The organism is Stenotrophomonas hibiscicola ATCC 19867 (genome assembly GCF_000382065.1).
Lineage (GTDB): Bacteria > Pseudomonadota > Gammaproteobacteria > Xanthomonadales > Xanthomonadaceae > Stenotrophomonas > Stenotrophomonas hibiscicola.
The window spans coordinates 603757-630264 of record NZ_KB907500.1 but is presented as its reverse complement, the minus strand read 5'-3'; the positions used below and the strand labels follow the sequence as shown (position 1 = coordinate 630264).

Genomic DNA, 26508 nt, shown 5'->3' with positions numbered 1-26508 from the left:
AGTGGCAGCCATTCTATCGCGAGGGCCCTATGCCCGCCCTTTGTAGCGCCGAGCCCACGTTCGGCTGCTTTGTGAAGAGCAGCCGAGCGTGGGCTCGGCTCTACAGAAAGCGACGACCGGGCGATAATGGGCCATGAACGTGCAACGCTCTCCCTCGCGCGCAGTGGCCTGGATGGTCGCTGCGGTCGCCTGCTTCTCGCTGATGGACGCCGGCATGAAGCAGCTGTCGGCCAGCTACCCCACCCTGGAAGTGACCTTCCTGCGCGGCGCGGCCTCGTTGCCGTTCGTGCTGGTCTGGGTGCTGGCCAGCGCCGGGCCGCGTTCACTGGTGCCGCGCCGCTGGGGGCTGCACCTGCTGCGTGGTGCGCTGGGCATGGCGATGATCGGCTGCTTCGTGTTCGCCCTGCGCGACCTGCCGCTGTCCACTGCCTACACCATCTATTTCGTCGCCCCGCTGCTGATCGCTGCGCTGTCGGTGCCGCTGCTGGGCGAACGGGTCGGGCCGCGGCGCTGGGTGGCCATCGGCATCGGCCTGGTCGGCGTGCTGGTCGTGCTGCGGCCGGGCGTGGACGGCTTCATTTCGGTGCCTGGGCTGATGGTGCTGGCCGCGGCCACCGCCTATGCCGTAGCCGCGATCACGGTCAGCCTGCTGACCCGCACCGATACCTCGCAGTCGATGGTGGTCTGGTTCCTGGTGATCATGGCCATCGGTGCCGGCCTGCTGGCCCTTCCCGGCTGGGTGCCACTGCAACTGGCACATGCGCCGCTGATCGGCGGCATGGGCCTGGCCGGAGCGCTGGGCCAGATCGCCCTGACCAGGGCCTTCCAGCTGGGCGAGGCCTCGATGATCGCGCCGCTGGAGTACAGCGGGCTGGTCTGGGTGATCGGCTGGGACCTGGCGTTCTGGGGCCAGCTGCCCGATGGCTATACCTGGGTGGGGGCGGCGATCATCGTTGCGTCCGGCCTGTACCTGCTGCATCGCGAGCGGGTGAACCGGCAGGAGCCGCCGAAGCCGTTGGACCACCCCTGAGCCGGGGTAGGGCCGGCCGGCGGCCGGCAACCCCTCGCGCCGGAGGGACCGCTGCAGGTGCCGGCCAGCGGCCGGCGCTACCGTGGGCAGCGGCTTAGAACCAAAAGGAATAACATTCTGGCCCATGGCGCGGGCGCGCGACCGCCTGCGCTGGTAGGCTGCACGCCCCCTTCCGTCACCCAGCCGGTGAGCCACGCCCGTGATCGAGTTCCAGCGCCTGCACAAATCCTATGCCGTTGCCGGCCGCGCAGTGAGCGCGCTGCAGCCGCTGGACCTGACCATCGAGGCCGGTGAGGTATTCGGCATCATCGGCCATTCCGGCGCCGGCAAGTCGACGCTGATCCGCATGATCAACCGCCTGGAAGAACCCAGTGGTGGGCGTCTGCTGATCGGTGGCGAGGATGTCACCGCACTGGACGCGGACGGCCTGCGCTCGCTGCGCCGGCGCATCGGCATGATCTTCCAGCACTTCAACCTGCTGTCTTCGCGCACGGTGGCCGGCAACGTCGCCTTCCCGCTGGAGCTGGCCGGCACGCCGAAGGCGGAGATCGACGCACGCGTGGTCGAGCTGCTGCAGACCGTTGGCCTGGAAGCGCATGCGCAGAAGTATCCGGCGCAGCTGTCCGGTGGCCAGAAGCAGCGCGTCGGCATTGCCCGCGCACTTGCAACGCGTCCGCAGATCCTGTTGTGCGACGAGGCCACCAGTGCGCTCGATCCGCAGACCACGGCATCGGTGCTGTCGCTGCTGTCGAAGATCAATCGCGAGCTGGGCCTGACCATCGTGCTGATCACCCACGAGATGGACGTGATCCGCCGCGTCTGCGACCGCGTCGCCGTGCTCGACGCCGGCCAGATGGTCGAGACCGGGCCGGTCACCCGGGTGTTCCTGCATCCACAGCATCCGACCACGCGCCGTTTCGTCAGCGAATCGGAGCACATGGACGAAGGTGCGCTGCATCGCGATTTCGATGCCGTCGGTGGCCGCATCGTGCGGCTGACGTTCCTCGGTGGCGACACCTACGAACCCCTGCTCGGCAGCGTCGCGCGGCAGACCGGGGTCGACTACAACATCCTGTCCGGCCGTATCGACCGGATCAAGGACACCCCGTATGGCCAGCTGGTCGTCGCCCTGGTGGGCGGTGACCAGTCCGCCGCGCAGGCCGCGTTCGTGGCCGCCGGCGTGCACGTTGAGGAACTGCGTCGATGATCATCGCTACTGCCGGCGGCTTCTTCCGCCACCTGGATGCGGACAAGTGGGTGGATATCGGCAAGGCCACCCTCGAGACGCTGCTGATGATGGCCGGCTCGCTGCCGCTTACCCTGGCCATCGGCCTGCCGATGGGCGTGCTGCTGTACGTGTTCGGCGCGCCGCAGATGAAGCGCCGGCCACTGGTCTATGGCGCGCTGGCGATCGTGGTGAACCTGCTGCGTTCGGTACCCTTCATCATCCTGATGGTGGTGTTGATCCCGGTGTCGCTGTGGTTGATGGGCCAGTCGATCGGCGTGCTCGGCACGTTGCCGGCGCTGGTCATCGGTGCGGCGCCGTTCTACGCGCGCCTGGTGGAAACCGCGCTGCGCGAAGTGGACCGCGGCGTGGTCGAGGCCGCGCAGTCGATGGGTGCCACCACCTGGCAACTGGTCACCCGGGTGCTGCTTCCCGAGGCGCGGCCGGGCCTGATTGCCGCCGCCACGGTCACTACCGTTGCTCTGGTTGGCTTCACTGCCATGGGCGGCGCGATCGGTTCCGGCGGCCTGGGCGACCTGGCGCTGCGCGAAGGCTACCAGCGCAACCGCACCGACGTGGCCCTGGTTACCGTGGTGGTGCTGCTGATCCTGGTGCAGCTGCTGCAGATGCTCGGCGACCGTCTGGTCGCGCACTACACCCGCAAGTAGCCCGCCTCAGATAGTGCCGGCCGCTGGCCGGCAACGATGCGCTGCTCCAAGTGTGCCGGAGCTGCCGGCCAGCGGCCGGCACTACATCTGCGCCCGGCGCTCTCTCAACGCACGTTGGGTACTTCGTAACCCAGCTTGCCGACCTGCTCCGGGCGCTGTGGCACACGCTTGAGCTTGTCGGTGTTCACCCCGTATTCGTCACGCAGGCGCTCGGCCAGTTCCTTGTAGAGGCCCTTGTCCATGTCCGGTGTGCGCGAGAAGATCCAGGCCATCTCGCGGCCCGGGTAGCCGATCAGTGCCCAGGAATAATCCGGTGCTACTTCCAGCACCCGTGAATGGGTGGGCACCACGCGATAGAACCAGGTGCGCCAGCCGTGATTGCCGCTGTCCGGGTCGACACTGGCGCGTGCGCGGATCTCCTGCAGGGGTTCGCCGAAGCCATCACGATAGCGGTAGGTGATGCCGACCTTGTGCGCGTCGCGCAGTTCGTACTCGTTGACGCTGGCCACATGGCCGCGCTCGACGAAGTTCGGCACGCGGCCAATCACGTACCAGGTACCCATGAAGCGCTTCAGGTCGATCGGCGCATCCGGGTCGGCGACGCGTGGGGCGCTGGCACGGGGCGATGGCGGCTCGCTGGCGGCCACGGCGGGGCCCGCCAGGGACAGGGCCAAGAGCATGGCGCAGAGCGGGCGGATCGAAGTCATGCGGGAGCGGGCTCAGGAGGGCTTTGCGTGAGCATGGTCGACTGAGCGTGCGCGATCCGTCAATGGTGTCGCAGCCTTTGAGAAGGGCATTGACCAAGCTGTGTTGCACTGTCTACCGGAGAAGCCCCATGAACGCACGTTCCGTCCGTCGCCCTGCAGCTGAACGCGTCAGCCTTGAATGTGCCGACCCGCGCCTGCTGCGCAGCGTGCGGCAGTTGGCCCTGGCCGGTGTGGCACTGGTCCTGGTCTGGCCGGCCGCGCGTGGTAGCAGCGCGTGGCTGGGCTGGTTGCCGATGTGGCTGGTGGGCATGCCGCTGGTGGCCTGGTGGGCGCTGCTGCGCTTCCCGTTGCCGCGCCTGTCGTGGCTGCGGCGGGCGCGTCACACCGGTGGACAGGCGGACCGACGCGGTGGCGGTGCGGCCCGCCGCCGTCGCGGCGCCACCGCCGCGGCCTGACCTTCGACACGGGGGCGACAGCGGTGATCCATGCTAGCGTTCCAAGGCTTATGACTGCCTGGAGCTGCAATGTCACGATTCGCTTCCGCCTGCCTGTTGGCTGGCATGATGACCGCTGCCTCGGTGGGGACCGCCGTGGCCGCTGAAGACACCGACCGTTACGCCTGGCTCGAAGACGTAACCGGCGACAAGCCGCTGGCCTGGGTCAAGGAACAGAACGCCAAGTCCGAGGCGCGCCTTGCGCAGACCCCGGCCTTCAAGCAGATGGAAGCCAGCATCCGCGAGGTGCTCGACTCCGATGCCAAGATTCCCGCCGTGCAGAAGATCGGCGACTACTACTACAACTTCTGGAAGGACCAGCAGCACGAGCGTGGCCTGTGGCGACGCACCACCCTGGCCGAATACCGCAAGGCCTCGCCGCAGTGGGAAACCGTGCTCGACCTGGATGCACTGAACAAGGCCGAGGGTGAGAACTGGGTCTGGCACGGCGCCGATTGCCTGCGCCCGGACTACAGCCGTTGCCTGATCGCGTTGTCGCGCGGCGGCGCCGATGCCGACGTCACCCGCGAATTCGACCTGGCCAACAAGACCTGGATCAAGGATGGCTTCTTCCGTCCGGAGTCGAAGGGCGGCCTCAACTGGATCGACCGCGATACCGTGTTCGTCTACACCGACTTCGGTGCCGGCTCGATGACCACCTCCGGCTACCCGCGCGTGGCCAAGCTGTGGAAGCGTGGCACTCCGATGGCCTCGGCCACGACGGTGTACGAAGGCAAGCCGGAAGACATGTACATCGCGGCGACGCACGATGACACTCCGGGCTTCGAACGCAACCTGGTCAGCCGCACGCTCGCCTTCTACAACAACGAGATCTACCTGCGCGGTGACGATGGCACGCTGACCAAGATCGACGCGCCGAATTCGGCCGAGAAGGGCCTGCACAAGCAATGGCTGACCCTGGAGCTGCGTGATCCGTGGACTGTCGGGGGCAAGACCTATGCGTCCGGTTCGTTGCTGGCCACCAAGCTGGATGACTTCCTGGCCGGCAAGCGCGAGTTCGACGTGCTGTTCACCCCGACCGCGACCACCTCGCTGGCCAGCGCCACCTGGACCAGGAACCATCTGGTGCTGAACGTGCTGGACGACGTCAAGAACCGCCTGTCGGTGCTGACGCCGGGCGCCAATGGCTGGCAGACCAGCCGCTTCGTTGGTGCACCGGCTTTCGGCACGCTGGGCGTGGCTGCGGTCGACAGCAATGACAGCGACGCGGTGTGGCTGACGGCCACCGACTATCTGACCCCGACCACGCTGGCGCTGGCCGAGATCGGCCAGGCCCCGGAAACGCTGAAGACCATGCCGGCCTTCTTCGATGCCAAGGGCAAGGCGATCGAGCAGCACTTCGCCACCAGCAAGGATGGCACCCGCGTGCCGTACTTCGTTGTGCACGATCGGGCGATGAAGCTGGACGGTTCCAATCCGACCCTGCTGTACGGCTACGGTGGCTTCGAGATCTCGCTGACCCCGAGCTATTCCGGTGGCATGGGCCGCGCCTGGCTGGAAAAGGGCGGCGTGTACGTGGTCGCCAACATCCGTGGCGGTGGCGAGTATGGGCCGCGCTGGCACCAGGCGGCACTGAAGCAGAACCGCCACAAGGCCTATGAAGACATGGCCGCGGTGGCGCGCGATCTGGTCAAGCGCAAGATCACCAGCGCCAGGCACCTGGGCGTGCAGGGCGGCAGCAATGGTGGCCTGCTGACCGGCAACATGCTGACCCAGTACCCGGAGCTGTTCGGTGCGGTGGTGGTGCAGGTGCCGCTGCTGGACATGAAGCGCTACAACCACCTGCTGGCAGGCGCATCGTGGATGGCCGAGTACGGCAACCCGGATACCAGCGACTGGGAGTTCATCAAGACCTTCTCGCCGTACCATCTGTTCGATGCGAAGAAGAAGTACCCGCCGGTGCTGTTCACGACCTCGACGCGCGATGACCGCGTGCATCCGGGCCATGCCCGCAAGATGGCGGCGAAGATGATCGACGCCGGCAAGGACGTGACCTACTACGAGAACATCGAAGGTGGCCACGGCGGCGCCGCCAACAACGCGCAGGCCGCACACATGTCGGCGCTGGCCTACAGCTTCCTGTGGGAGCGGTTGGGCGGCAAGTAAGCAGAACGGAAAACGCCGCCCCAGGGCGGCGTTTTTCTTTATCCGGTAGTGCCGGCCGCTGGCCGGCAAACCGGGAATGCGTGGATGATGCCGTTGCCGGCCAGCGGCCGGCACTACCGTCAACGTGATCCCTGCCAACGCTTCAATCCGCGCGCAATCCGCGCCACCGCCTCCTGCAATCGCGGCACCTCCTGGGTATAGGCCAGGCGCACGTGCTGGTTGGCACGATGGAAGCCGAAATCCAGCCCGGGCGTGAATGCCACATGCTCGGTTTCCAGGAAGTGGGCGCAGAACGCCTGCGCATCGTCGGTGAACGCGCTGACGTCTGCGTACAGGTAGAACGCGCCCTGCGGCTCGACCTCGATACGGAAGCCCAGCTCACGCAGTGCGGGCAGCAGGAAGTCGCGACGCTGGCGGAACGCTTCGCGGCGCTGTTCGAAGATCGCCATCGATTCCTCGCTGAAACAGGCGAGGGCGGCATGCTGGGCGATGCTCGAGGCGCTGATGTACAGGTTCTGCGCCAGCTTCTCCAGGTCCGGTACCGCGGCCGGCGGTGCCACCAGCCAGCCCAGCCGCCAGCCGGTCATGCCGAAATACTTGGAGAAGCTGTTCAGCACGAACGCGCTGTCATCCACCTGCAGCACGCTGGGCGCATCCAGGCCATAGGTGAGGCCGTGGTAGATCTCGTCCACCACCAGGTGGCCGCCCCGCGCGTGCAGGGCCTGCGACAGTGCGGCCAGATCGTCGGCGGAAAGCACGGTGCCGGTCGGGTTGGCCGGTGAGGCGACCAGCGCGCCGACGCTGTCGGCATCCCAGTGCTGTTCCACCAGTGACGGGGTCAGCTGGTAGGCGGTCTCCGGCCCGACCGGTACCAGTTGCGCACCGCCTTCCACCAGGCGCAGGAAGTGGCGGTTGCACGGATAGCCGGGGTCCGCCAGCAGCCAGTGGCGGCCGGGATCGACCAGCAGGCTGCTGGCCAGCAGCAGCGCACCGGACCCACCCGGTGTGACCAGGATGCGTTCAGGGTCGATATCCAGCCCGTAATGGCTGCGATAGAAGCCGCTGATGGCCTCACGCAGAGCCGGCAGGCCACGTGCGGCGGTGTAGCGGGTATGACCGGCGGCCAATGCGGCCTGGCCGGCGCGCACGACAGGTTCGGCGGTGGTGAAGTCCGGTTCGCCGATTTCCAGGTGGATCACATCGTGGCCGGCCTGCTCCAGCGCCTGTGCGCGGGCCAGCAGGGACATCACGTGGAATGGAGCGATTTCATGGCTGCGCCGGCTGTAGCCCGGCGTGTGGGGCAGGGTGCTCATGTGCCCATGGTACGCCGCGCGTCTGGGTCATGCGTTCTGGTAGTGCCGGCCGCCGGCCGGCATTCCGACCGTCTCCGGGTTCGTGAGGTTGCTGGCCAGCGGCCGGCACTCCCCATGACGATCCGCAGGGTTGCCCGCAGCCCTCCTGCAACCCAGACTCGGGCACAAGGACGCCATTGCATTGCAGTTCAAGGAACCCCACTACATGAAATCCACTCTCTGCCTGTTGCTCGCCAGCCTGATGACCACTACTGCCACCGCCGCCACTCCGCCTGTTCCGCCGGATGCCGCCAAGCATCCGCATGTGGTCAAGGCGCCGTTCGGCGCGACCCGCAACGATGACTATTACTGGCTGCGCGACGACAAGCGCGAGAACAAGGACATGCTGGCCTACCTGCAGGCCGAGAATGCCTACGCGGACCAGGTGCTGGCGCCGCTCAAGCCGCTCGAAGACACCCTGTACAAGGAGATCGTCGGCCGCATCAAGCAGGATGATTCCAGCGTGCCGGCGCGTGAGCGCGGCTATTGGTACTACAGCCGCTTCGAGACCGGCCAGGACTATCCGATCCACGCGCGCCGCAAGGGCAGCATGGAGGCCGCCGAGGAGATCCTGCTGGACGTCAACGCCATGGCCGCCGGCAAGGGCTATTTCAGCGTCGGCTCGATGGAAGTGAGCCAGGACAACCAGCTGCTGGCCTGGGCCGAGGATGATGTGGGCCGCCGCCAGTACACGATCCGCTTCAAGGATCTGGCCACCGGCAAGGTGCTGCCCGATGTGATCACCGGCAGCTCCGGCGACCTGGTCTGGGCCGACGACAACCGCACCGTGCTGTATGTCGAGAACGATCCGGAAACGCTGCTGACCGTGCGCGTGAAGAAGCACGTGCTGGGCACTCCAGCCAGCGCCGACACCGTCGTCTACGAAGAGAAGGACGACAGCTTCTACATGGGCATCGGCCGCACCCGCGATGATCGCTTCATCACCATCGGCGTGCACAGCACCGTGTCCTCGGAAGAGCGCTACGCACCGGCCGGCGACCCGACCACGTTCACCGTGCTGGCCCCTCGCCAGCGTGACGTCGAGTACGATGCCGACCACTACGACGGCCGCTGGGTGATCCGCACCAACGACGGCGCGAAGAACTTCAAGCTGGTCACCGCGCCGACCGATGCCACTTCGCGTGCGCAGTGGAAGGACTGGATCGCGCACGACGATGCGGTGTTCATCGAAGGCTTCGAACTGTTCGATGGCTACACCGCCATCGCCGAACGCTCCGAGGGCCTGGAACGCATCCGCCTGCTGTTCAAGGATGGCCGCAGCGACTACGTGAAGGCTGATGAGCCAGCGTACTCGATGAGCCTGGGCGACAACACCGAGGCCGATACGCCCTGGCTGCGCTACGTCTACACCTCGATGACCACCCCCACCACCGTGTTCGAACTGAACACCGCCACCGGTGAGCGCCGCCAGCTGAAGGTGCAGCCGGTGATCGGCTATGACGCGTCGAAGTACGAAACCGACCGCGTCTGGATCACCGCGCGCGATGGCGTGAAGGTGCCGGTGTCGCTGGTCTACCGCAAGGGCTACCAGAAGGATGGCAAGGGCGCGCTGTTCCAGTACGCCTATGGCAGCTACGGGATGTCGATGGACCCGTACTTCAATCAGACCGCGGTAAGCCTGCTCGACCGCGGCGTGGTGTATGCCATCGCCCACATCCGCGGCGGCCAGGAAATGGGCCGCGACTGGTACGAGAACGGCAAGCTGCTGCACAAGCAGAACACCTTCAACGACTTCATCGACGTCACCCGCGGCCTGGTCGCACAGGGCTGGGCGGCGAAGGATCGCGTGGCCGCGTCCGGTGGCAGCGCCGGCGGCCTGCTGATGGGCGCGGTGGCCAACCAGGCCCCGCAGGATTACCGGGTGATGGTGGCGCAGGTCCCGTTCGTCGACGTGGTCACCACCATGCTCGACCCGACCATTCCGCTGACCACCAATGAGTACGACGAGTGGGGCAACCCGGAACAGAAACAGTATTACGACTACATGCTGTCCTACTCGCCCTACGACAACGTGAAGCGGCAGGCGTACCCGGCGCTGTTCGTGGGTACCGGCCTGTGGGATTCGCAGGTGCAGTACTGGGAGCCGGCCAAGTGGGTGGCCAAGCTGCGTGACGACAACACCGGCCACTACCCGATCCTGTTCCGCACCAACATGGAAGCCGGCCACGGCGGCAAGTCGGGGCGCTTCCAGCGCTACCGCGAGCTGTCCGAGTCGTACGCGTTCGTGCTGCAGCAGCTGGGCATCGCCCAGCCGTGATCGCGACAGGGTGCCGGGCGCTGCCTGGCACCCTGAACCGGTATCCTTGCGGCCATGAGCGCGCCAGATCCTTCCGCCCCTCGCGATGCCGCCACGCCTCCGCGCGTGGTGCGTTTCCGCTGGGCGTGGTGGCTGCTGGCGTATGTCAGCCTCGGCACCGGCATCGTCGGCATCTTCGTGCCGGGCCTGCCGACCACCGTATTCATCCTGATTTCGGCCTGGGCCGCCTCGCGTGGCTCCGAGCGCCTGCACAACTGGCTGCTGCAGCATCCACGCTTCGGCCCGGCCATCGCCAACTGGCAGGCACACGGGGCGGTCAGCCGCTACGGCAAGTGGATGGCCACGATCACCATGGCGGTATGCGCCGCCATCATGCTGTGGTGCGTACCGATTGCCTGGGTGAAGTGGTTCTCGATCGGCAGCATGACCGTGGTGGCGATCTGGCTGTGGACGCGGCCGCTTCCGCCTCCCGAGGATTGAGCGCCTGCGGTAGTGCCGGCCGCTGGCCGGCAACCCGATTCCCTGCACCAACCGCTCAGCCGCCAATGGCTATACTCGGGCCATGAAGATCCCCCATCGAAACGCCATCCTGATTCCGCTGGCAGCGGCCCCGCTGCTGCTCCTCGCCGCCTGCGGCAACAAGGGCCCGCTGGTACTGCCGCAGAAGCCGGTGCCGGTGGAAGAAACCGTCGAACCCGCTGCCGAGCCCGCCACCGAGGCGACCCCGGCGGAGGCCCAGGGCGCCGTTGCCCCCGCCACGACCGTCGACCCGGCTGCAACGACCACTCAGCCGGCACCCGCGCCAGCGAAGAAGGCGGGCAGCGGGGATGAGTAAGGCCAGTTCCACGGCGCTGCGCTTCAGCAAGATGCACGGCGCGGGCAATGATTTTGTAGTGATCGACCTGCGTGACGGCACCGCGCCGCCTACGCCCGAACTGGCCGCGCGCCTTGCCGACCGCCACACCGGCGTCGGCTGCGACCAGATCCTGACCATCGAAGCGCCGCGTGCGGAAGGCTCGGTGGCCTCGTACCGCATCTGGAATGCCGACGGTTCCAATTCCGAGCAGTGCGGCAATGGCGCGCGCTGCATCGCGGCCTGGCTGGTGCGCCAAGGGAGTGCGCAGGGCGATGCGTTCGTCATCGACAGCCCGCTGGCCAGCCATGAAGTGAAGGTGCTCGGTGACGGACAGTTCGCCGTAACCATGGGCGTGCCTGCCTTTGAGCCGGCCAACGTGCCGCTGATGGGCTTCGCCCATCCGCGCGAGGAATACCTGCTGCCGCTGCAGGGCGAAAGCGTGCGCTTCGCCGCAGTGTCGATGGGCAACCCGCATGCGGTGATCGAAGTCGGCCTGATCGATGCTGCGCCGGTCGAGCGCGTCGGTGCGCTGCTGCAGCAGCATGCCTCGTTCCCGCGCTCGGTGAACGTGGGCTTCGCCCAGGTGATGGGCCCGGCGCACGCCCGCCTGCGCGTGTTCGAGCGCGGCGTCGGCGAAACCTTGGCCTGTGGCAGTGGCGCCTGCGCCGCTGCGGTGACCCTGATGCAGCGCGGCCGCCTGCAGCGCGATGCCCGCATCAGCCTGCCCGGTGGTGACCTGCGCATCCAGTGGCCGGGGGATGGCCAGCCTGTGGTGATGGCCGGCCCGACCGCATTCGTCTTCGAAGGGGAGTGGATGGCATGAGCGAAACCGTCGACAAGCTCGGGGCCCACGAAGTCGCTGCCTGGTTGCGGCGTCATCCCGGCTTCCTCAAACAGTTCCCGGACCTGGCCCTGACCCTGGTGGTGCCGCGCGATGACGGCCCGACCGCATCGCTGGCCAGCTACCAGCTGGAAGTGCTGCGCGAGAAGAACCGCGAGCTGGCGCGACGGTTGGCCGACCTGGGCGCGACCGCCCAGGTCAACGAGCGGCTGGCGGTGCGCACGCATCAGCTGACCCTGGCACTGATGAAGCAGGACAATGCGGCCGACACTCTGCGTGCGATGGCCGCTTCGTTGCAGGAAGACTTCGCCGGCGACCTGGTGCGGCTGGTGGTGCATGCGCCGGTGGCCGGGCTGGAACAGGCCGACTGGCTGCAGGTGATCGCCGCCGATGATCCGCAACTGGGCCCGTTCCGCGACTGCCTGAAGGACGGCGAGCCGATCTGCGGCCGCCTGCAGCCGGAGAAGAACGCCGTGCTGTACGGCGCGCGCAGCGAGGAGGTGCAGACCACCGCGCTGCTGCCGCTGCCGGGGGTTGGCCTGATCGCGGTCGGCAGCCATGATCCGAACCGTTTCTACCCGGGCATGGGCACGTTGTTCCTGCGCATGATGGGCGACGCCCTGGCCACTGGCCTGAAGCGCTTCCCGAGCTGAGCAGGGCACGACGGCGATGAGCGCGGTACAGGCGTTCCTGCAGCATCTGCAGGTGGAGCGGCGGATGTCGGCGCACACACTCGACGCCTACCGCCGCGACCTGGACGCGCTGTCGGCCTGGGCCGAGCCGCGTGGCGTAGCCGTGGAGGCACTCGATGCCGAAGCGTTGCGCCAGTTCGTGGCCGATGAGCATCGCCGCGGCCTGTCGGCCAAGAGCCTGCAGCGCCGCCTGTCGGCCTGCCGAAGCTTCTACGCCTGGCTGCTCAAGCACGGACGCATCGAGGCCAGCCCGGCAGCGACGTTGAAGGCCCCGCGCGCGCCGCGCCGCTTGCCGCAGGTTCTCGATGCCGATGAGGCCGTGCAGCTGGTCGAGCTGGAGCCGGACGGCGACCTCGGCCGGCGTGACCGCGCGCTGCTGGAGCTGTTCTATTCCTCGGGCCTGCGCCTGAGCGAAGTCTGCGCGCTGACTTGGCGCGATCTGGATTTCGACAGCGGCTTGGTCAACGTGCTGGGCAAGGGCAACCGCCAGCGCAGGGTGCCGTTCGGCCGGCCGGCGCGCGAAGCGCTGCAGGCGTGGCGCGCGGAAAGTGGTGGCGGCCCGTCTTCGCCGGTATTCCCCGGCCGCAACGGGCCGATCAGCCCGCGTGCGGTACAGATCCGCATCCGCCAGCTGGCGCAGCGCCAGGGCCTGTTCAAGCAGGTGCACCCGCACATGCTGCGGCACAGTTTTGCCAGCCACATCCTGGAGTCGTCCGGTGACCTGCGCGGCGTGCAGGAACTGCTCGGCCACGCCGACATCGCTACCACGCAGATCTACACCCACCTCGATTTCCAGCACCTGGCCAAGGTCTACGACGCCGCGCACCCGCGCGCGAAGCGCCGACGCAGCAACGACGGCAGCGGAGAAAGCTGAACGTTGCCCCTGCGGCGGCCGGTCGCGGGTGGCTTGAAGGGCGCAGCGCAGTCCCCACCTCTGGTTCTGTCACCCCGGAGGCATCATGGACCCCAGTCAGAACCCCAACGTTTTCCACGCCACCACCATCGTCTGCGTCCGTCGCGGCGAGCACGTGGCCATTGCCGGCGACGGCCAGGTCACGCTGGGCCACACCGTGATGAAGGGCAACGCGCGCAAGGTGCGCCGCCTTGGCCGCGACGGCCAGGTGCTGGCCGGATTCGCCGGCGCCGCGGCCGATGCCTTCACCCTGTTCGAGCTGTTCGAGGCCAAGCTGGAAAAGCACGGCCAGCTGCAGCGCGCCGCGGTCGAGCTGGCCAAGGATTGGCGCACCGAGCGCCGCCTCGGAAAGCTTGAAGCCCTGTTGGCCGTGGCTGACAAGGAAACCTCGCTGATCATCAGCGGCACCGGCGATGTGATCGAACCGGAGGACGGCATCATCGCCATCGGCTCCGGTGGCTCGTATGCACTGTCGGCTGCGCGCGCGCTGATGGCACATACCGAACTGGATGCGCGCACGATTGCCAGTGAAGCGATCGGCATCGCCGGCGACATCTGCATCTACACCAACCGCAACGTGGTGGTCGAGGAGCTGTGACGGGGAACCCGTCACAGACATTCCAGATTCGCCGGGCATGGCCCGGCGCTACCGTCCGGGGCCGTTCGGTTCCGGCATCGTAGACAACGAATTCGTGAGCACATCCATGTCGAAGATCGAAGTATCCTCCGCCACCATGACCCCGCGCGAGATCGTGCAGGAACTGGACCGGCATATCGTGGGCCAGCACGACGCCAAGCGTGCCGTGGCCATCGCCCTGCGCAACCGCTGGCGCCGCATGCAGCTGGCGCCGGAGCTTCGCAATGAAGTGATGCCCAAGAACATCCTGATGATCGGCCCGACCGGCGTCGGCAAGACCGAGATCGCGCGCCGCCTGGCTACGTTGGCCAACGCGCCGTTCGTGAAGGTCGAAGCCACGCGCTTCACCGAAGTGGGCTACGTCGGCAAGGACGTCGAGCAGATCATCCGCGACCTGGCCGACACCGCGGTCAAGCTCTATCGCGAACAGGCCAAGGTGCGCGTGCGTACCCAGGCCGAAGAACGCGCCGAAGACCGCATCCTCGATGCGCTGCTGCCGCGTCGTAGCGGCGGCATCGGTTTCGATCCTGAAGTCGCCCGCAACGAACCGTCGGCGCAGGACAACGAGACCCGCATCAAGTTCCGCAAGATGCTGCGCAACGGTGAGCTGGACGAGCGTGAGATCGAGCTCGACCTGGCGGCCAATGTCAGCATGGACATCATGACCCCGCCGGGCATGGAGGAAATGGGCCAGCAGCTGAAGTCGATGTTCGCCAACCTGGGTGGCGGCGCGAAGGCGCACAAGCGCACGCTGACCATCAAGGCCGCGCGTCCGCTGCTGATCGAGGAAGAGGCCGGCAAGCTGGTCAACGAGGACGATATCCGCACTGCGGCAATCGAGGCCTGCGAGCAGCACGGCATCGTCTTCATCGACGAGATCGACAAGGTTGCCAAGCGCGGCGACAACGTGGGCGGTGGCGATGTCTCCCGCGAAGGCGTGCAGCGCGACCTGCTGCCGCTGGTGGAAGGCTCCAACGTGTCCACCAAGTACGGCACGATCAAGACCGACCACATCCTGTTCATCGCGTCGGGCGCGTTCCACCTGGCCAAGCCCAGCGACCTGATTCCGGAGCTGCAGGGCCGTTTCCCGATCCGCGTTGAGCTGGGCGCGTTGAGCAAGGGCGACTTCGTGCGCATCCTGACCGAACCGAAGGCGGCGCTGACCAAGCAGTACGAAGCACTGCTGGCCACCGAAGGCGTCAAGGTCAGTTTCACTGCCGATGCCATCGAGCGCCTGGCCGAGATCGCGTTCCAGGTGAACGAGCGCCAGGAAAACATCGGCGCGCGCCGCCTGCATACGGTGCTGGAGCGCCTGCTGGATTCGCTCAGCTACGAGGCACCGGACCGCGATGGAGAAACCCTGGCCATCGACAGCGCCTACGTCGATGCACACCTGGGTGAGCTGGTGCAGGACCCGGACCTGAGCCGCTACATCCTGTAGTGCGCATCGAGGTCGGATCCTTCGCCGTGGCGAGGGCCCTGACTCCATCCGCTGCAACAGAAAAGGCCGCCGCAGGGCGGCCTTTTGCGTTGGCGCTCAGCGCGATTGCCGGGCGCGGTAGGCCTGCAGTACCTGGTCGATCACTGCACTGGTGCGGGCGGCGCTGATGCCGTTCGAGGGCGAGTGCCCGTGGCCGCGCAGTTCGTCCACGACGGAGGCGATCAACGGCTGCTGGACCGATGGCGGGTTCGGGATATCGAATACCTGCACGCCCGCTTCGGTCTCCAGCACCACCGGAACGTCCTCGAAGGTGGCAAAGCGCAGCTGCCCCAGGTCGCCGGTGATCTCGACCTCGTCCTGTCGGCGGAACGCGCAGAAGCTCCATTGCGCGATGCCGTGCGCCCCCACCCCGGTGCGGAAGCACATCGAGACGCTGTCTTCGGCGGCGTAGGCGCCGGTCAACGAACTGGCCAGGCCGCGCACGTCGCTCAGGGGCCCCAGCAGATGGTCGAGCAGGTCCAGCGTGTGTGAGCCCAGGTCGACGAACAGCCCGCCGCCGGCGATGGCGGGGTTGGTTCGCCAGAAGCCCGGCGATGCGGCAGCCGCCGAATGTGGCCGATGCAGGGTGGCGCGCACGCTGCGCGGCGTACCGATCGCGCCGCTGTCCAGCAGCTGCTTCACCTGTGCGAAGCGGGGCAGGGCACGGCGGTAGTAGGCCACGAACACGGGCACGCCGCTGCGGGCGCTGGCCGCGATGATGCGCTGGCACTCGTCGTGGTTCATGGCCATCGGCTTTTCGATGTAGACCGGCTTGCCTGCAGCAATCGCCTGCAATGCGTAGTGCATGTGCGTGGAGGGCGGTGTTGCAACGTAGACCGCGTTCACCTCCGGATCGGCGATGAGTGCATCGGCGTCCGCGTACCAGCGCGGAATCGCGTGGCGGCGTGCATAGTCTTCGGCCAATGCGGCATTGCGGCGCATGACCGCCACTACCCGTGAGCCCGGCGTGTTGGCCAGGGCCGGCCCGCTCTTCTTCTCGGTGACGCTGCCACACCCGATGAAGCCCCACACCACGTTGTCCAGGATCATCGATCTGCCCTTGCAGGGGGTGCCGCAGTGATGGGAGCAGCCTCGTTCACGCCTCGGGCAGCGGCTCGGGGACGGTGCCGGGAACGAACACACCATCCTTCACGTAGGCGGCCAGGGTCATGTCCAGCGCGAGCATGCCATCGCGCTTGAGGTCCATCAGTTCCGGTTCGACCATCGCGCCGTGCAGCACGCCCAGCACGGTGGCGTGCAGCATGCGTGCGGCGATCTTCGGGTCGGCGCCCTCGCGCAGCTGGCCCAGGTCCTTGGCGCGGCGCAGGGCGCGCTCCATCCGGTCCAGCGCATCGCGGAAGCCGGCCTGCTGCATTTCGGTCAGGACCCTGGTGTCGGCCGACGCATCGCTGCGCAGCATGATTTCCATGGTCTTGCGCAGGCGTTCGTCCTCGGACAGCTCGATGAACGAGTGGATCATCACCGCGCGCAGGTCGTGCACCGGGGTGTCGCGCTGGTCGGTGGAGGTGCGCTCCAGTTCCTGCATGAAGGGCAGGTGCACCCGCTCGACGATCGCGGCCAGCACCTCGCTCTTGTTCTTGAAGTGCCAGTACACCGCGCCACGGGTATAGCCGGCGCGGGCGCCGATCATCTCCAGCGTGGTACGGGCCACGCCGTGTTCATGGAAGCAGGCTTCGGCGGCGTCAAGGATGCCTTCCCGGGTTGCCTGGGTGTCCTCTTTGGTCTTGCGGGCCATGGGTAGGTACGAGTGCGGGTGAAACGTGGCTGAATTGTACCGGTTTACAAACAAACAAGCATGTATGTATATTTCGCTCCCATCATTCCCGTCGTGTGCGTGGCAGGCCGGTCCGGCTCCCACTCCCCGCTGGTGCGCGTTGCCTGCTGGCGCTTTCGGCCTGTATCAGCGCGATTTGAGATTCCTTGCCCTAAGAGCCTTTCCGTCATGTTGCTGAGCCGAATCCGACCCTTTGCACTGTCGCTGGCCATCGCCGCAGCCGTGGCTGCCTGCGGTGGCCAACCCCAGGCCCCCGAGCAGGGCCCGGGTGACGTCACCGTGGTCACGCTGAAGTCCGAAACCGTGGGCCTGACCCGCGAACTGCCGGGCCGTACCAACGCCTTCCTGGTCGCCGAAGTGCGCCCGCAGGTCAACGGCATCGTTGCCAAGCGCCTGTTCACCGAAGGCGGCATGGTCAAGGCCGGCGAGCCGCTGTACCAGATCGAGGACGCCAGCTACCGCGCCCAGGCCAACAGCGCCCGCGCCCAGCTGGCCCGCGCCGAAGCCACGGCCAACGCCGCGCGCCTGAGCGCCAAGCGCATCACCGAGCTGGCCAAGGTCGACGCGGTCAGCCAGCAGGACCTGGAAAACGCCGTGGCCGCGCAGAAGCAGGCCGAGGCCGATGTCGGTGCCGCCAGGGCCTCGCTGGACGCGGCCAACGTCACCCTCGGCTATGCCCGCATCACCGCGCCGATCAGCGGCCGCATCGGCAAGTCCAGCGTTACCCAGGGTGCGCTGGTCAGCGCCGGCCAGGCCAATGCACTGGCCACCGTGCAGCAGCTGGACCCGATCTACGTCGACCTGACCCAGTCCTCGGCCGAGCTGCTGCAGCTGCGCCGTGAGCTGGCCGCTGGCCGCCTGCAGGATAACCAGGCGCTGCCGGTCAGCATCCTGATGGAAGACGGCAGCACCTTCGAGCACAAGGGCACGCTGGAGTTCTCCGAAGTCAGCGTCGATCCGGCCACCGGCAGCTTCGGCCTGCGCGTGAAGGTGGACAACCCGGATGGCCTGCTGATGCCGGGCATGTACGTGCGCGCAGTGATCGGCGGCGGCGTGCGCAGTGATGCAGTGCTGGTGCCGATGCAGGGCATCGCCCGCGATCCGAAGGGCGACACCACCGCGATGGTGGTCGGCAAGGACAACAAGGTCGAAGTACGCCCGGTCAAGGTCAGCCGCACGGTCGGCGACAAGTGGCTGGTCGAGGAGGGTCTGAAGGCCGGTGACAAGGTCATCGTCGAAGGCCTGCAGAAGATCGGCCCCGGCATGCCGGTCAGGGCCACCGAAAAGGGCGACGCACCGGCCAAGCCGGCGGCAGCCGCCCAGCCTGCCGCCCCGGCCGGCGACGCGAAGTAAGCGGAGAACCCCATGGCACGCTTTTTCATCGATCGACCCATCTTCGCGTGGGTGATCGCCATCATCATCATGCTCGCCGGCGGCCTGGCCCTGTTCAAGCTGCCGGTCTCGATGTACCCCAACGTCGCGCCGCCGGCGGTGGAAATCAGCGCCACCTACCCGGGTGCATCGGCCAAGGTGGTCGAGGACTCGGTGACGCAGATCATCGAGCAGAACATGAAGGGCCTTGATGGCCTGATCTACTTCTCCTCCAACAGCTCGTCCAACGGCCAGGCCACCATCACCCTGACCTTCGAGAGCGGCACCAACCCGGACATCGCCCAGGTGCAGGTGCAGAACAAGCTGCAGCTGGCCATGCCGCTGCTGCCGCAGGAAGTGCAGCGGCAGGGCATCAACGTGGCCAAGTCCAGCTCGGGCTTCCTGAACGTCATCGCGTTCGTGTCCGAGAACGGCAGCATGGACGCCAACGACATCGCCGACTACGTCGGTTCCAATGTCGTCGATCGCCTGAGCCGCGTGCCAGGCGTGGGCAACATCCAGGTATTCGGTGGCAAGTACGCCATGCGCATCTGGCTGGACCCGAACAAGCTGCATACCTATGGCCTGTCCGTCGCGGAAGTGACTGCGGCAATCAAGGCACAGAATGCCCAGGTGGCGATCGGCCAGCTCGGCGGTGCGCCGTCGGTGAAGGGCCAGCAGCTCAACGCCACCATCAACGCGCAGTCGCGCCTGCAGACCCCGGAACAGTTCCGCAACATCATCGTGCGCGGCGCGCAGGACGGTGCCGAGCTGCGCCTGGGTGATGTCGCCCGCGTCGAACTGGGGGCTGAGTCCTACGACTTCGTCACCCGCTACAACGGCCAGCCGGCCAGCGGCCTGGCGGTCACCCTGGCCACCGGCGCCAACGCGCTGGATACTGCGGCCGGCGTGGACGCTGCGCTGGAAGACATGAAGAGCTTCTTCCCGGCCGGACTGAAGGCCGAGATCCCGTACGACACCACCCCGTTCGTGCGCGTGTCGATCAAGGGCGTGGTGCAGACCCTGCTCGAAGCGATCGTGCTGGTGTTCGTGGTGATGTACCTGTTCCTGCAGAACTTCCGCGCCACCCTGATCCCGACCATCGCCGTGCCGGTGGTGCTGCTGGGTACCTTCGGCGTGCTGGCGATGCTGGGCTTCTCGGTGAACATGCTGACCATGTTCGCGATGGTGCTGGCGATCGGTCTGCTGGTGGACGATGCCATCGTGGTGGTGGAGAACGTCGAGCGCATCATGTCCGAGGAAGGACTGTCGCCGCTTGAAGCGACCCGCAAGTCGATGGGCCAGATCACCGGTGCGCTGGTGGGTATCGGCCTGGTGCTGTCGGCGGTGTTCGTGCCGATGGCCTTCATGAGCGGATCCACCGGCGTGATCTACCGGCAGTTCTCGGCCACGATTGTCTCTGCAATGGCGTTGTCGGTGCTGGTGGCGATCGTGCTGACGCCGGCACTGTGCGCGACCATGCTCAAGCCGCTGAAGAAGGGTGAGCATCATGTTGCCCACCGCGGCCTGGTCGGTCGCTTCTTCAACGGTTTCAACCGTGGCTTCGACCGCACCAGCGAAAGTTACCAGCGTGGTGTGCGCGGCATCATCCATCGTCCGTGGCGCTTCATGGGCATCGTGGCGGCACTGTTCGTGCTGATGGGCGTGCTGTTCGTGCGCCTGCCCAGCTCGTTCCTGCCCAACGAAGACCAGGGCGTGCTGATGGCGCTGGTGCAGGCCCCGGTCGGCGCCACCCAGGAGCGCACGCTGGAATCGATCGCGGCATTGGAGAACCACTTCCTGCAGAACGAGAAGGATGCGGTGGATTCGGTGTTCTCCGTGCAGGGCTTCAGCTTCGCCGGCATGGGCCAGAACGCCGGCATGGCGTTCGTCAAGCTGAAGGACTGGAGCGAGCGTGACGCCGACAATGGCGTGATGCCGATCACCGGTCGTGCGATGGCGGCCCTGGGCCAGATCAAGGATGCCTTCATCTTTGCCTTCCCGCCGCCGGCCATTCCGGAACTGGGTACTGCCTCGGGCTATACCTTCTTCCTGAAGGACAACAGCGGCCAGGGCCACGAGGCACTGGTCGCCGCACGCAACCAGCTGCTCGGCCTGGCCGCCGGCAGCAAGAAGCTGGCCAACGTGCGCCCGAACGGCCAGGAGGACACGCCGCAGTTCCGCATCGACATCGACGCGGCCAAGGCGACCTCGCTGGGGTTGTCGATCGACCAGATCAACGGCACGCTGGCCGCTGCGTGGGGCAGCTCGTACATCGATGACTTCGTCGATCGTGGCCGCGTCAAGCGCGTGTTCGTGCAGGCCGACCAGCCGTTCCGCATGGTCCCGGAGGACTTCGACCTCTGGTCCGTGAAGAACGACAAGGGCGAGATGGTGCCGTTCAGTGCATTCGCCACCAAGCACTGGGATTACGGTTCGCCGCGCCTGGAGCGCTACAACGGTGTGTCGGCGATGGAGATCCAGGGCGAACCGGCCCCGGGTGTCGCCTCCGGCGATGCCATGGCCGAGATCGAGCAGCTGGCCAAGCAGCTTCCGGCGGGCTTCGGCATCGAGTGGACGGCGATGTCCTACCAGGAACGCCAGGCCGGCTCGCAGACGCCACTGCTGTACACACTGTCGCTGATGATCGTGTTCCTGTGCCTGGCCGCGATGTATGAAAGCTGGAGCGTACCGACCGCGGTGCTGCTGGCGGCCCCGCTGGGTATCCTCGGCGCGGTGCTGGCCAACACCTTCAAGGGCCTGGAGCGCGACATCTATTTCCAGGTGGCGATGCTGACCACGGTGGGCCTGACCAGCAAGAACGCGATCCTGATCGTCGAGTTCGCCAAGGAAAACCTGGAAAAGGGCGCCAGCCTGATCGAGTCGATCATGCACGCCGTGCGCGACCGCCTGCGCCCGATCGTGATGACCTCGCTCGCCTTCGGCATGGGCGTGGTACCGCTGGCGATCTCCACCGGCGCCGGCTCCGGTGCCAAGCAGGCGATCGGCACCGGCGTGCTCGGCGGCATGATCGTCGGCACCGTGCTCGGCGTGTTCTTCGTGCCGCTGTTCTTCGTGGTGGTGCAGCGCGTGTTCAAGCGCAAGACCGCCGAGTGATGAAATCCGGTAGCGCCGGACCATGCCCGGCGGATGCCTCACCGCGTAGCCGCCGGGCATGGCCCGGCGCTACCACCGTGACCCCCAAGGTGTCGCCATGAAATTCTCTTCTCTTGCTGTATCCCTGGCCGCCGCGCTCGCGCTGGCAGGTTGCTCCACCCTGGTGCCGAAGAACACCGCTGTCGCCCCGGCGATCCCGGCGCAGTGGCCGGCCGAGGCCGCGCAGGGCGAGGTGGCCGATGCCGCCGCCGTCGGCTGGCGCGACTTCTTCACCGATGCGCGCCTGCAGCAGGTGATCGAGCAGTCGCTGCAGAACAATCGCGATCTGCGCGTGGCCGTGCTCAACGTTGAACGCGCGCGCGGCCAGTACCGCGTGCAGCGCGCTGATCGCGTGCCTGGCGTGGCCGTCACCGGCCAGATGGACCGTCGCGGTACCGATGCCGGTGTCAGCGAGCAGTTCACCGCCGGCGTTGGCGTGGCCGAGTTCGAGCTGGACCTGTTCGGCCGCGTGCGCAATCTCAGTGAAGCCGCGCTGCAGCAGTACTTCGCGGTGGCCGCCAACCGCCGCAACGCGCAGTTGAGCCTGGTTGCCGAGACCGCAACTGCGTGGCTGACGTATGGTGCCGACGCGCAGCGCCTGGAGATCGCCGAGGCCACGCTGAAGACCTACGAAGATTCGTTGCGCCTGGCCGAGGCCCGCCACGAGCGTGGCGGCAGTTCGGCACTGGAACTGACCCAGACCCGCACGCTGGTCGAGACCGCGCGCACCGATGCTGCGCGCCTGCGTGGCCAGCTGGCCCAGGACCGCAACGCGCTGGCGCTGCTGGCCGGTGGCCAGCTCGATCCGGCACTGCTGCCGGACGGCATCGAACCGCAGCTGCTGGCACTGGCACCGCCGCCGGCAGGCCTGCCCAGCGACGTGCTGCTGCAGCGCCCGGACATCATGGCCGCCGAACACCAGCTGCTGGCGGCCAACGCCAATATCGGTGCGGCACGCGCGGCGTTCTTCCCGAGCATCTCGCTGACCGGCAGCATCGGCAGTGGTTCGAGCGAACTGTCCAACCTGTTCGACAGCGGTACGCGCGTGTGGAGCTTCCTGCCGAAGATCACGCTGCCGATCTTCCAGGGCGGCAAGCTGCGCGCCAACCTGGCCATCGCCAACGCCGATCGTGATATCGCTCTGGCGCAGTACGAGAAGTCGATCCAGGTGGGCTTCCGCGAAACCGCCGATGCGCTGGCGTTGAATGTCAGCCTGGACGAGCAGGTGCGTTCACAGCAGCGCCTGGTGGAAGCGGCCGAACAGGCCAACCGCCTGTCGCAGGCGCGCTACGACGCGGGCCTGGACAGCTTCGTGACCCTGCTGGATGCGCGACGTACCGCCTACAACGCACAACAGACCCAGCTGCAGGCGCAGCTGGCGCAGCAGGTCAACCGCATCACGCTGTACAAGGTGCTGGGCGGTGGCTGGCACGAGCGCAGCTGAGCAGCAATTCGATACCGGTAGCGCCGGGCCACGCCCGGCGGCTTTTCGTTCCTGCATGCCTGACGTCTGGGCGGACCGCACTTCGTGCTCGCCGGGCATGGCCGGGCGCTACCGCATGGGCCAACGGCACCATGCAAACGGATATTCATCGAGATGCAGGGTCAACCCTGCTCGGATGGGGTTGCCCAGGATGTACAACGCATGGCGCCTCAAGGCTTCCTCGCTGCGTACCGCGTGATCGAAATAGCTCGGCTGCCACAAAGGCGTCTGTATGCCGAACTGCTGCCCCAGCAACCGGCTGCTGCGGGATTTCACCGTTCCCATCATGCGCGCCAGTGATCCGTCGCGCAGCTGCATCAGCCAGTGCAGATGGTCAGGCATGACGACCCAAGCAAAGGACCGACTGAGGCCCATGCGTTCAACATACCTCAATGCATCCACAAGACACGTTGCACAACGTGGATCTTCAAAGACCGGACGCCGGTGGCGTACGACCGTGGTGAGGACGTAGTAGCCCCCGATACGGGAGTGGAGGCTGCGTTCCAGGTGACGGCTGGACATGGCGCCAGTCTGCACTGATGGGATGTCCGCCGTTATCAGCCGAGGGCGATGGCCCGTGTGGGATTCTTCCGGGTATCGCGCTCGCCGGGCATGGCCCGGCGCTACCGTCAGATCGCTTCATCGTCGCGCCGCGCTGCATGGCAGGCGCGCACCCGCGCGAGCGCATCGCCGGCTTCGCGCGCCATCTGCTCGTACTCGGCGCGGATCTCTTCCAGGCGTGCCTCGTCCAGTTCTTCCAGATCGAGCAGCTCGTTGTTGGCCTCGGCGGTTGCCCGGATCAGCTCGTCCAGCTTGATCTGCATCGCGGCGGTGTCCGCGTTCTGCGTGTGCTGGATCAGGAACACCATCAGGAAGGTGATGATGGTGGTGCCGGTGTTGATCACCAGCTGCCAGGTGTCGTTGAAGCCGAACACCGGGCCACTGATGCCCCAGATCACCACGATCGCCACTGCAGCCAGGAAGGTCCACGGCGAGCCCGTGGCGGCCGCGGCCTTCTTGGCGATCGTATTGAACAGGTTTCGTGCTTTCATCGTCGTCGTCCCACTCAGGTGACGAGGATGATCGGCAGTGGCGCGTGGAGGCGCCGTGCAGCGGCCGTCAGGCGCGCATGCGTTGCAGTCGTGGCGCCTGCAGGCTGCGCACCGGGCTGCTCTGATAGACGTGCTGCCAGCAGAGGTCGACGAACTCGCGGGCCTGTGCTTCGCTCAGCCGCGGCATGATCTGCAGGGCGTACTGGGTCTGGAACATTTCGTCACGTTCGGCCTCGCTGGCGCGCGGCTGGGTGATCAGCGAATCACAGGCGAACTTGATCCACGGCACGTAGGAGCCGAACGAGTTGTGCGGCAGTGCGCCCTCGGCATGCTGGCGGCGCCAGTGGTCAAGCTCGGCGTCTACGTTGATGACCGGAGGAATGGTGGGGAATTCAGCGTGCATGACAATCCAGTTCGGTTGAGTGGAAAGGGAGTGGGGGTTCATCGGAGTGTGGCGTATCTGCCGGTGCATGCCGCGTCAGCGGGATGTGGAGCCGGTGTGGCGATTGCTGATCAGTTGCGCGTGCTCGACCGCCCCCATCTGCTCGGCCATGGTGGCCATCGCGTTGCACAGTCGCTCGTGATCGCGTGGCTGGCCGCGCACCAGTTCCAGCTGCAGGCCCTGGTAGGCACTCCAGAACGACGCACTGCGCCGGTGCAGCGCAAAGTGCTGCTGCAGGCGTTCGCGGATGGATTCGAGGATCGGGTCGGGCGTAAGTCGTACGGCGTGCGCGCACATGGCTGGCTCCGCCGGGGAAACGAGCCCCGGTAACCCCACCCTAGGCGTGTCAGCCGGGTGGGGTGTTACCGCAGTGTGTGCACGCAGTCCAGCTGACTGTGCGCGCGGTCACTTCAATGGCCGCAAACGCTGTCCGCACTAAGAGGTGGCGGCACTGAAGCGTTCATTAAACGGGTTCAACGGATGACGGTGTGTGGCTCATTCACCGATGTCTTCGTTCCAGATGTCCGGATGGCGGCTGATGAAATCGCCGAGCAGGTCGACGCATTCCTGGTTGTCGAGGTCGATCACGTTGACGCCGTTTTCCCGCAACCAGTCGATGCCGCCCTGGAAGGTGCGCGATTCGCCCACCACCACGGTGCCGATGTTGAACTGGCGCACCAGGCCAGAGCAGTACCAGCACGGTGCCAGGGTGGTGACCATGATCGTGTCCTGGTAACGGCGCTGGCGGCCGGCCTTGCGGAACGCATCGGTCTCGCCGTGCACCGACGGGTCGCCTTCCTGCACGCGGCGGTTGTGGCCGCAGCCAAGCAGGCGGCCGTCGTTGTGGTACAGGGCCGCGCCGATCGGCACGCCGCCCTCGGCCAGGCCTTGGCGGGCTTCGGCGATGGCGGTCTGCAGCAGGGCCTGGTAGTCGGGCGTGGTGATCATGCGGGGCTCCGGTAAGTCGTGGCCCGCCATGATACGGGCAGGGGGTGCCGCTGGCCCCCGGCGGTGCGATAATCGGGGCCATGAGCGAATCCCCCTACAAAGCCGGTACCACCCATTTCGGGTTCCGCGACGTCGCCGCCAAGGACAAGCAGAAGCTGGTCGGCCAGGTGTTCACCTCGGTCGCGCGCAACTACGACCTGATGAACGACCTGATGAGCCTGGGCGTGCACCGGGCGTGGAAGCGCTACTACGTGGCGACCGCGCAGGTGAAGCCGGGCGACCGCGTGCTCGACCTGGCCGGCGGCACCGGCGACATCGCCGCCCTGCTGAAGGAGCGCGTCGGCGCCGAGGGCTCGGTGGTGCTGGGCGACATCAACGCCGGCATGCTGTCGGTCGGCCGTGACCGCCTGACCAACCGCGGCCTGGTGCTCGGCCTGGACTACGTGCAGTGCAACGCCGAAGCCCTGCCGTTCCCGGACAACAGCTTCGATCTGGTCACCATTGCCTTCGGCCTGCGCAACGTGACCGACAAGGACGCTGGCCTGCGCGAGATGTACCGCGTGCTGAAAGTGGGCGGCCAGGCCCGCGTGCTGGAGTTCTCCGAAGTCACCGCGGACTGGTTCAAGCCCATCTACGACTTCCACTCGTTCAAGATCCTGCCGAAGCTGGGCAAGCTGTTCGCCAACGATTCGGACAGCTACCAGTACTTGGCCGAGAGCATCCGCAAGCACCCGCCGCAGGACGAACTGAAGGCGATGATGGCGCAGGCCGGCTTCGAGCGCTGCCACTACAAGAACCTGACCGGCGGCATCGTCTCGATCCACTCGGGCTACAAGCTGTAAGCCCGGTGTCCGGGTAGTGCCGACCGCTGGCCGGCATCCCCGTGCCCGGTCATCGTCCGTGCGGATGCCGGCCAGCGGCCGGCACTACCGGTGCTGTGGGCCGCCATTACCCCGCACCG

26 protein-coding genes are annotated in these 26508 nt (G+C 66.8%); 17 read left to right on the top strand and 9 right to left on the bottom strand.

Annotation, left to right across the window (positions count from 1 at the left end):
- Nucleotides 1–133: 133 nt before the first annotated feature.
- The 3 genes from G370_RS0111390 to G370_RS0111380 all read left to right on the top strand — a co-directional run bounded on the left by G370_RS0111390 (nt 134) and on the right by G370_RS0111380 (nt 2923).
- A complete protein-coding gene (locus G370_RS0111390) occupies nt 134–1030 on the top strand; it encodes a DMT family transporter (RefSeq protein WP_019660712.1) in 897 nt (298 codons plus the stop codon).
- Nucleotides 1031–1229: 199 nt separating this feature from the next.
- On the top strand, nt 1230–2237 hold the full coding sequence (locus G370_RS0111385) for a methionine ABC transporter ATP-binding protein (RefSeq protein WP_019660711.1): 1008 nt from the start codon (nt 1230–1232) through the stop codon (nt 2235–2237).
- Nucleotides 2234–2923 (top strand): methionine ABC transporter permease, encoded by a 690-nt coding sequence (locus G370_RS0111380; RefSeq protein WP_019660710.1) that lies wholly within the window; start codon nt 2234–2236, stop codon nt 2921–2923. The genes G370_RS0111385 and G370_RS0111380 overlap by 4 nt, the downstream gene beginning before the upstream one ends.
- A 104-nt stretch (nt 2924–3027) precedes the next feature.
- Here the strand turns inward: G370_RS0111380 and G370_RS0111375 are convergent, their stop codons facing one another.
- Nucleotides 3028–3630: a lipocalin family protein gene (locus tag G370_RS0111375; protein ID WP_019660709.1), complete on the bottom strand. Its 603-nt coding sequence runs from the start codon at nt 3628–3630 to the stop codon at nt 3028–3030.
- A gap of 128 nt (nt 3631–3758) precedes the next feature.
- Here G370_RS0111375 and G370_RS0111370 point away from each other — a divergent pair, with 128 nt between their 5' ends.
- On the top strand, nt 3759–4085 hold the full coding sequence (locus tag G370_RS0111370; RefSeq protein ID WP_019660708.1) for a hypothetical protein: 327 nt from the start codon (nt 3759–3761) through the stop codon (nt 4083–4085).
- A 69-nt stretch (nt 4086–4154) separates the two neighbouring features.
- Nucleotides 4155–6251, top strand: a complete 2097-nt coding sequence (locus G370_RS0111365; RefSeq protein ID WP_019660707.1) for a prolyl oligopeptidase family serine peptidase — start codon at nt 4155–4157, stop codon at nt 6249–6251.
- A gap of 119 nt (nt 6252–6370) precedes the next feature.
- Here G370_RS0111365 and G370_RS0111360 read toward each other — a convergent pair whose 3' ends face one another.
- Nucleotides 6371–7564 (bottom strand): pyridoxal phosphate-dependent aminotransferase, encoded by a 1194-nt coding sequence (locus tag G370_RS0111360; RefSeq protein WP_026347095.1) that lies wholly within the window; start codon nt 7562–7564, stop codon nt 6371–6373.
- 205 nt (nt 7565–7769) lie between these two features.
- Between G370_RS0111360 and G370_RS0111355 the strand changes: the two genes are divergently transcribed.
- The 8 genes from G370_RS0111355 (at nt 7770) to hslU (ending at nt 15261) form a co-directional block, all read left to right on the top strand.
- Nucleotides 7770–9881: a S9 family peptidase gene (locus tag G370_RS0111355; protein ID WP_019660706.1), complete on the top strand. Its 2112-nt coding sequence runs from the start codon at nt 7770–7772 to the stop codon at nt 9879–9881.
- A gap of 54 nt (nt 9882–9935) precedes the next feature.
- On the top strand, nt 9936–10361 hold the full coding sequence (locus G370_RS0111350) for a YbaN family protein (protein WP_019660705.1): 426 nt from the start codon (nt 9936–9938) through the stop codon (nt 10359–10361).
- Between the two features lie 82 nt (nt 10362–10443).
- Nucleotides 10444–10716, top strand: coding sequence for an LPS translocon maturation chaperone LptM (gene lptM, locus G370_RS0111345; protein ID WP_019660704.1), 273 nt, complete (start codon nt 10444–10446; stop codon nt 10714–10716).
- A complete protein-coding gene (gene dapF / locus G370_RS0111340) occupies nt 10709–11560 on the top strand; it encodes a diaminopimelate epimerase (protein ID WP_019660703.1) in 852 nt (283 codons plus the stop codon). The genes lptM and dapF overlap by 8 nt, the downstream gene beginning before the upstream one ends.
- The gene (locus G370_RS0111335) at nt 11557–12231 is read left to right on the top strand and encodes a DUF484 family protein (RefSeq protein ID WP_019660702.1); all 675 of its coding nucleotides are present in this window, start codon (nt 11557–11559) and stop codon (nt 12229–12231) included. The genes dapF and G370_RS0111335 overlap by 4 nt, the downstream gene beginning before the upstream one ends.
- A 16-nt stretch (nt 12232–12247) precedes the next feature.
- Nucleotides 12248–13144 (top strand): tyrosine recombinase XerC, encoded by an 897-nt coding sequence (gene xerC / locus G370_RS0111330; RefSeq protein WP_019660701.1) that lies wholly within the window; start codon nt 12248–12250, stop codon nt 13142–13144.
- 85 nt (nt 13145–13229) lie between these two features.
- Nucleotides 13230–13781 (top strand): ATP-dependent protease subunit HslV, encoded by a 552-nt coding sequence (gene hslV / locus G370_RS0111325; protein WP_005411093.1) that lies wholly within the window; start codon nt 13230–13232, stop codon nt 13779–13781.
- Between the two features lie 106 nt (nt 13782–13887).
- Nucleotides 13888–15261 carry an ATP-dependent protease ATPase subunit HslU gene (hslU, locus tag G370_RS0111320; protein ID WP_026347094.1) on the top strand — a complete coding sequence of 458 codons (1374 nt, stop codon included), beginning with the start codon at nt 13888–13890 and terminating at the stop codon, nt 15259–15261.
- A gap of 96 nt (nt 15262–15357) precedes the next feature.
- Here hslU and G370_RS0111315 read toward each other — a convergent pair whose 3' ends face one another.
- Entirely contained in the window at nt 15358–16350 is a 993-nt protein-coding gene (locus G370_RS0111315; protein ID WP_019660699.1) for a Gfo/Idh/MocA family protein, read from the bottom strand.
- 46 nt (nt 16351–16396) lie between these two features.
- Nucleotides 16397–17056 carry an efflux transporter SmeDEF transcriptional repressor SmeT gene (gene smeT, locus G370_RS0111310; RefSeq protein WP_019660698.1) on the bottom strand — a complete coding sequence of 220 codons (660 nt, stop codon included), beginning with the start codon at nt 17054–17056 and terminating at the stop codon, nt 16397–16399.
- A 207-nt stretch (nt 17057–17263) separates the two neighbouring features.
- Here smeT and smeD point away from each other — a divergent pair, with 207 nt between their 5' ends.
- From smeD to smeF, 3 genes are all read left to right on the top strand, one after another.
- Nucleotides 17264–18448, top strand: coding sequence for a multidrug efflux RND transporter periplasmic adaptor subunit SmeD (gene smeD / locus G370_RS0111305; RefSeq protein WP_019660697.1), 1185 nt, complete (start codon nt 17264–17266; stop codon nt 18446–18448).
- Between the two features lie 12 nt (nt 18449–18460).
- Nucleotides 18461–21583: a multidrug efflux RND transporter permease subunit SmeE gene (gene smeE / locus G370_RS0111300; protein ID WP_019660696.1), complete on the top strand. Its 3123-nt coding sequence runs from the start codon at nt 18461–18463 to the stop codon at nt 21581–21583.
- A gap of 97 nt (nt 21584–21680) precedes the next feature.
- Nucleotides 21681–23066 carry a multidrug efflux RND transporter outer membrane subunit SmeF gene (smeF, locus tag G370_RS0111295; protein WP_026347093.1) on the top strand — a complete coding sequence of 462 codons (1386 nt, stop codon included), beginning with the start codon at nt 21681–21683 and terminating at the stop codon, nt 23064–23066.
- A gap of 108 nt (nt 23067–23174) precedes the next feature.
- Here the strand turns inward: smeF and G370_RS01000000120805 are convergent, their stop codons facing one another.
- The 5 genes from G370_RS01000000120805 to G370_RS0111270 form a co-directional block, all read right to left on the bottom strand.
- A complete protein-coding gene (locus G370_RS01000000120805; RefSeq protein ID WP_026347092.1) occupies nt 23175–23627 on the bottom strand; it encodes an REP-associated tyrosine transposase in 453 nt (150 codons plus the stop codon).
- A gap of 107 nt (nt 23628–23734) precedes the next feature.
- On the bottom strand, nt 23735–24157 hold the full coding sequence (locus G370_RS0111285) for a low affinity iron permease family protein (RefSeq protein ID WP_019660693.1): 423 nt from the start codon (nt 24155–24157) through the stop codon (nt 23735–23737).
- Between the two features lie 67 nt (nt 24158–24224).
- Complete coding sequence (locus G370_RS0111280) at nt 24225–24560, bottom strand: hypothetical protein (RefSeq protein WP_019660692.1); 336 nt, start codon at nt 24558–24560, stop codon at nt 24225–24227.
- 75 nt (nt 24561–24635) lie between these two features.
- The gene (locus tag G370_RS0111275; protein WP_019660691.1) at nt 24636–24896 is read right to left on the bottom strand and encodes a hypothetical protein; all 261 of its coding nucleotides are present in this window, start codon (nt 24894–24896) and stop codon (nt 24636–24638) included.
- Nucleotides 24897–25094: 198 nt separating this feature from the next.
- On the bottom strand, nt 25095–25547 hold the full coding sequence (locus tag G370_RS0111270; protein ID WP_005419409.1) for a nucleoside deaminase: 453 nt from the start codon (nt 25545–25547) through the stop codon (nt 25095–25097).
- Nucleotides 25548–25627: 80 nt separating this feature from the next.
- On the opposite strand from G370_RS0111270, the gene ubiE reads away from it, so the two are divergent.
- A complete protein-coding gene (gene ubiE / locus G370_RS0111265; protein WP_019660690.1) occupies nt 25628–26389 on the top strand; it encodes a bifunctional demethylmenaquinone methyltransferase/2-methoxy-6-polyprenyl-1,4-benzoquinol methylase UbiE in 762 nt (253 codons plus the stop codon).
- Nucleotides 26390–26508: the final 119 nt, after the last annotated feature.

Coding starts and splice junctions, on each gene's coding strand:
- G370_RS0111275 (WP_019660691.1), bottom strand. CDS start 24,896: ATGTGCGCGCACGCCGTACGACTTACGCCCGACCCGATCCTCGAATCC.
- G370_RS0111365 (WP_019660707.1), top strand. CDS start 4,155: ATGTCACGATTCGCTTCCGCCTGCCTGTTGGCTGGCATGATGACCGCT.
- G370_RS01000000120805 (WP_026347092.1), bottom strand. CDS start 23,627: ATGTCCAGCCGTCACCTGGAACGCAGCCTCCACTCCCGTATCGGGGGC.
- G370_RS0111285 (WP_019660693.1), bottom strand. CDS start 24,157: ATGAAAGCACGAAACCTGTTCAATACGATCGCCAAGAAGGCCGCGGCC.
- G370_RS0111355 (WP_019660706.1), top strand. CDS start 7,770: ATGAAATCCACTCTCTGCCTGTTGCTCGCCAGCCTGATGACCACTACT.
- smeF (WP_026347093.1), top strand. CDS start 21,681: ATGAAATTCTCTTCTCTTGCTGTATCCCTGGCCGCCGCGCTCGCGCTG.
- G370_RS0111315 (WP_019660699.1), bottom strand. CDS start 16,350: ATGATCCTGGACAACGTGGTGTGGGGCTTCATCGGGTGTGGCAGCGTC.
- G370_RS0111360 (WP_026347095.1), bottom strand. CDS start 7,564: ATGAGCACCCTGCCCCACACGCCGGGCTACAGCCGGCGCAGCCATGAA.
- smeT (WP_019660698.1), bottom strand. CDS start 17,056: ATGGCCCGCAAGACCAAAGAGGACACCCAGGCAACCCGGGAAGGCATC.
- smeE (WP_019660696.1), top strand. CDS start 18,461: ATGGCACGCTTTTTCATCGATCGACCCATCTTCGCGTGGGTGATCGCC.
- G370_RS0111280 (WP_019660692.1), bottom strand. CDS start 24,560: ATGCACGCTGAATTCCCCACCATTCCTCCGGTCATCAACGTAGACGCC.
- G370_RS0111375 (WP_019660709.1), bottom strand. CDS start 3,630: ATGACTTCGATCCGCCCGCTCTGCGCCATGCTCTTGGCCCTGTCCCTG.
- xerC (WP_019660701.1), top strand. CDS start 12,248: ATGAGCGCGGTACAGGCGTTCCTGCAGCATCTGCAGGTGGAGCGGCGG.
- G370_RS0111335 (WP_019660702.1), top strand. CDS start 11,557: ATGAGCGAAACCGTCGACAAGCTCGGGGCCCACGAAGTCGCTGCCTGG.
- dapF (WP_019660703.1), top strand. CDS start 10,709: ATGAGTAAGGCCAGTTCCACGGCGCTGCGCTTCAGCAAGATGCACGGC.
- hslV (WP_005411093.1), top strand. CDS start 13,230: ATGGACCCCAGTCAGAACCCCAACGTTTTCCACGCCACCACCATCGTC.
- smeD (WP_019660697.1), top strand. CDS start 17,264: ATGTTGCTGAGCCGAATCCGACCCTTTGCACTGTCGCTGGCCATCGCC.
- lptM (WP_019660704.1), top strand. CDS start 10,444: ATGAAGATCCCCCATCGAAACGCCATCCTGATTCCGCTGGCAGCGGCC.
- G370_RS0111270 (WP_005419409.1), bottom strand. CDS start 25,547: ATGATCACCACGCCCGACTACCAGGCCCTGCTGCAGACCGCCATCGCC.
- G370_RS0111350 (WP_019660705.1), top strand. CDS start 9,936: ATGAGCGCGCCAGATCCTTCCGCCCCTCGCGATGCCGCCACGCCTCCG.
- G370_RS0111380 (WP_019660710.1), top strand. CDS start 2,234: ATGATCATCGCTACTGCCGGCGGCTTCTTCCGCCACCTGGATGCGGAC.
- G370_RS0111390 (WP_019660712.1), top strand. CDS start 134: ATGAACGTGCAACGCTCTCCCTCGCGCGCAGTGGCCTGGATGGTCGCT.
- hslU (WP_026347094.1), top strand. CDS start 13,888: ATGTCGAAGATCGAAGTATCCTCCGCCACCATGACCCCGCGCGAGATC.
- G370_RS0111370 (WP_019660708.1), top strand. CDS start 3,759: ATGAACGCACGTTCCGTCCGTCGCCCTGCAGCTGAACGCGTCAGCCTT.
- ubiE (WP_019660690.1), top strand. CDS start 25,628: ATGAGCGAATCCCCCTACAAAGCCGGTACCACCCATTTCGGGTTCCGC.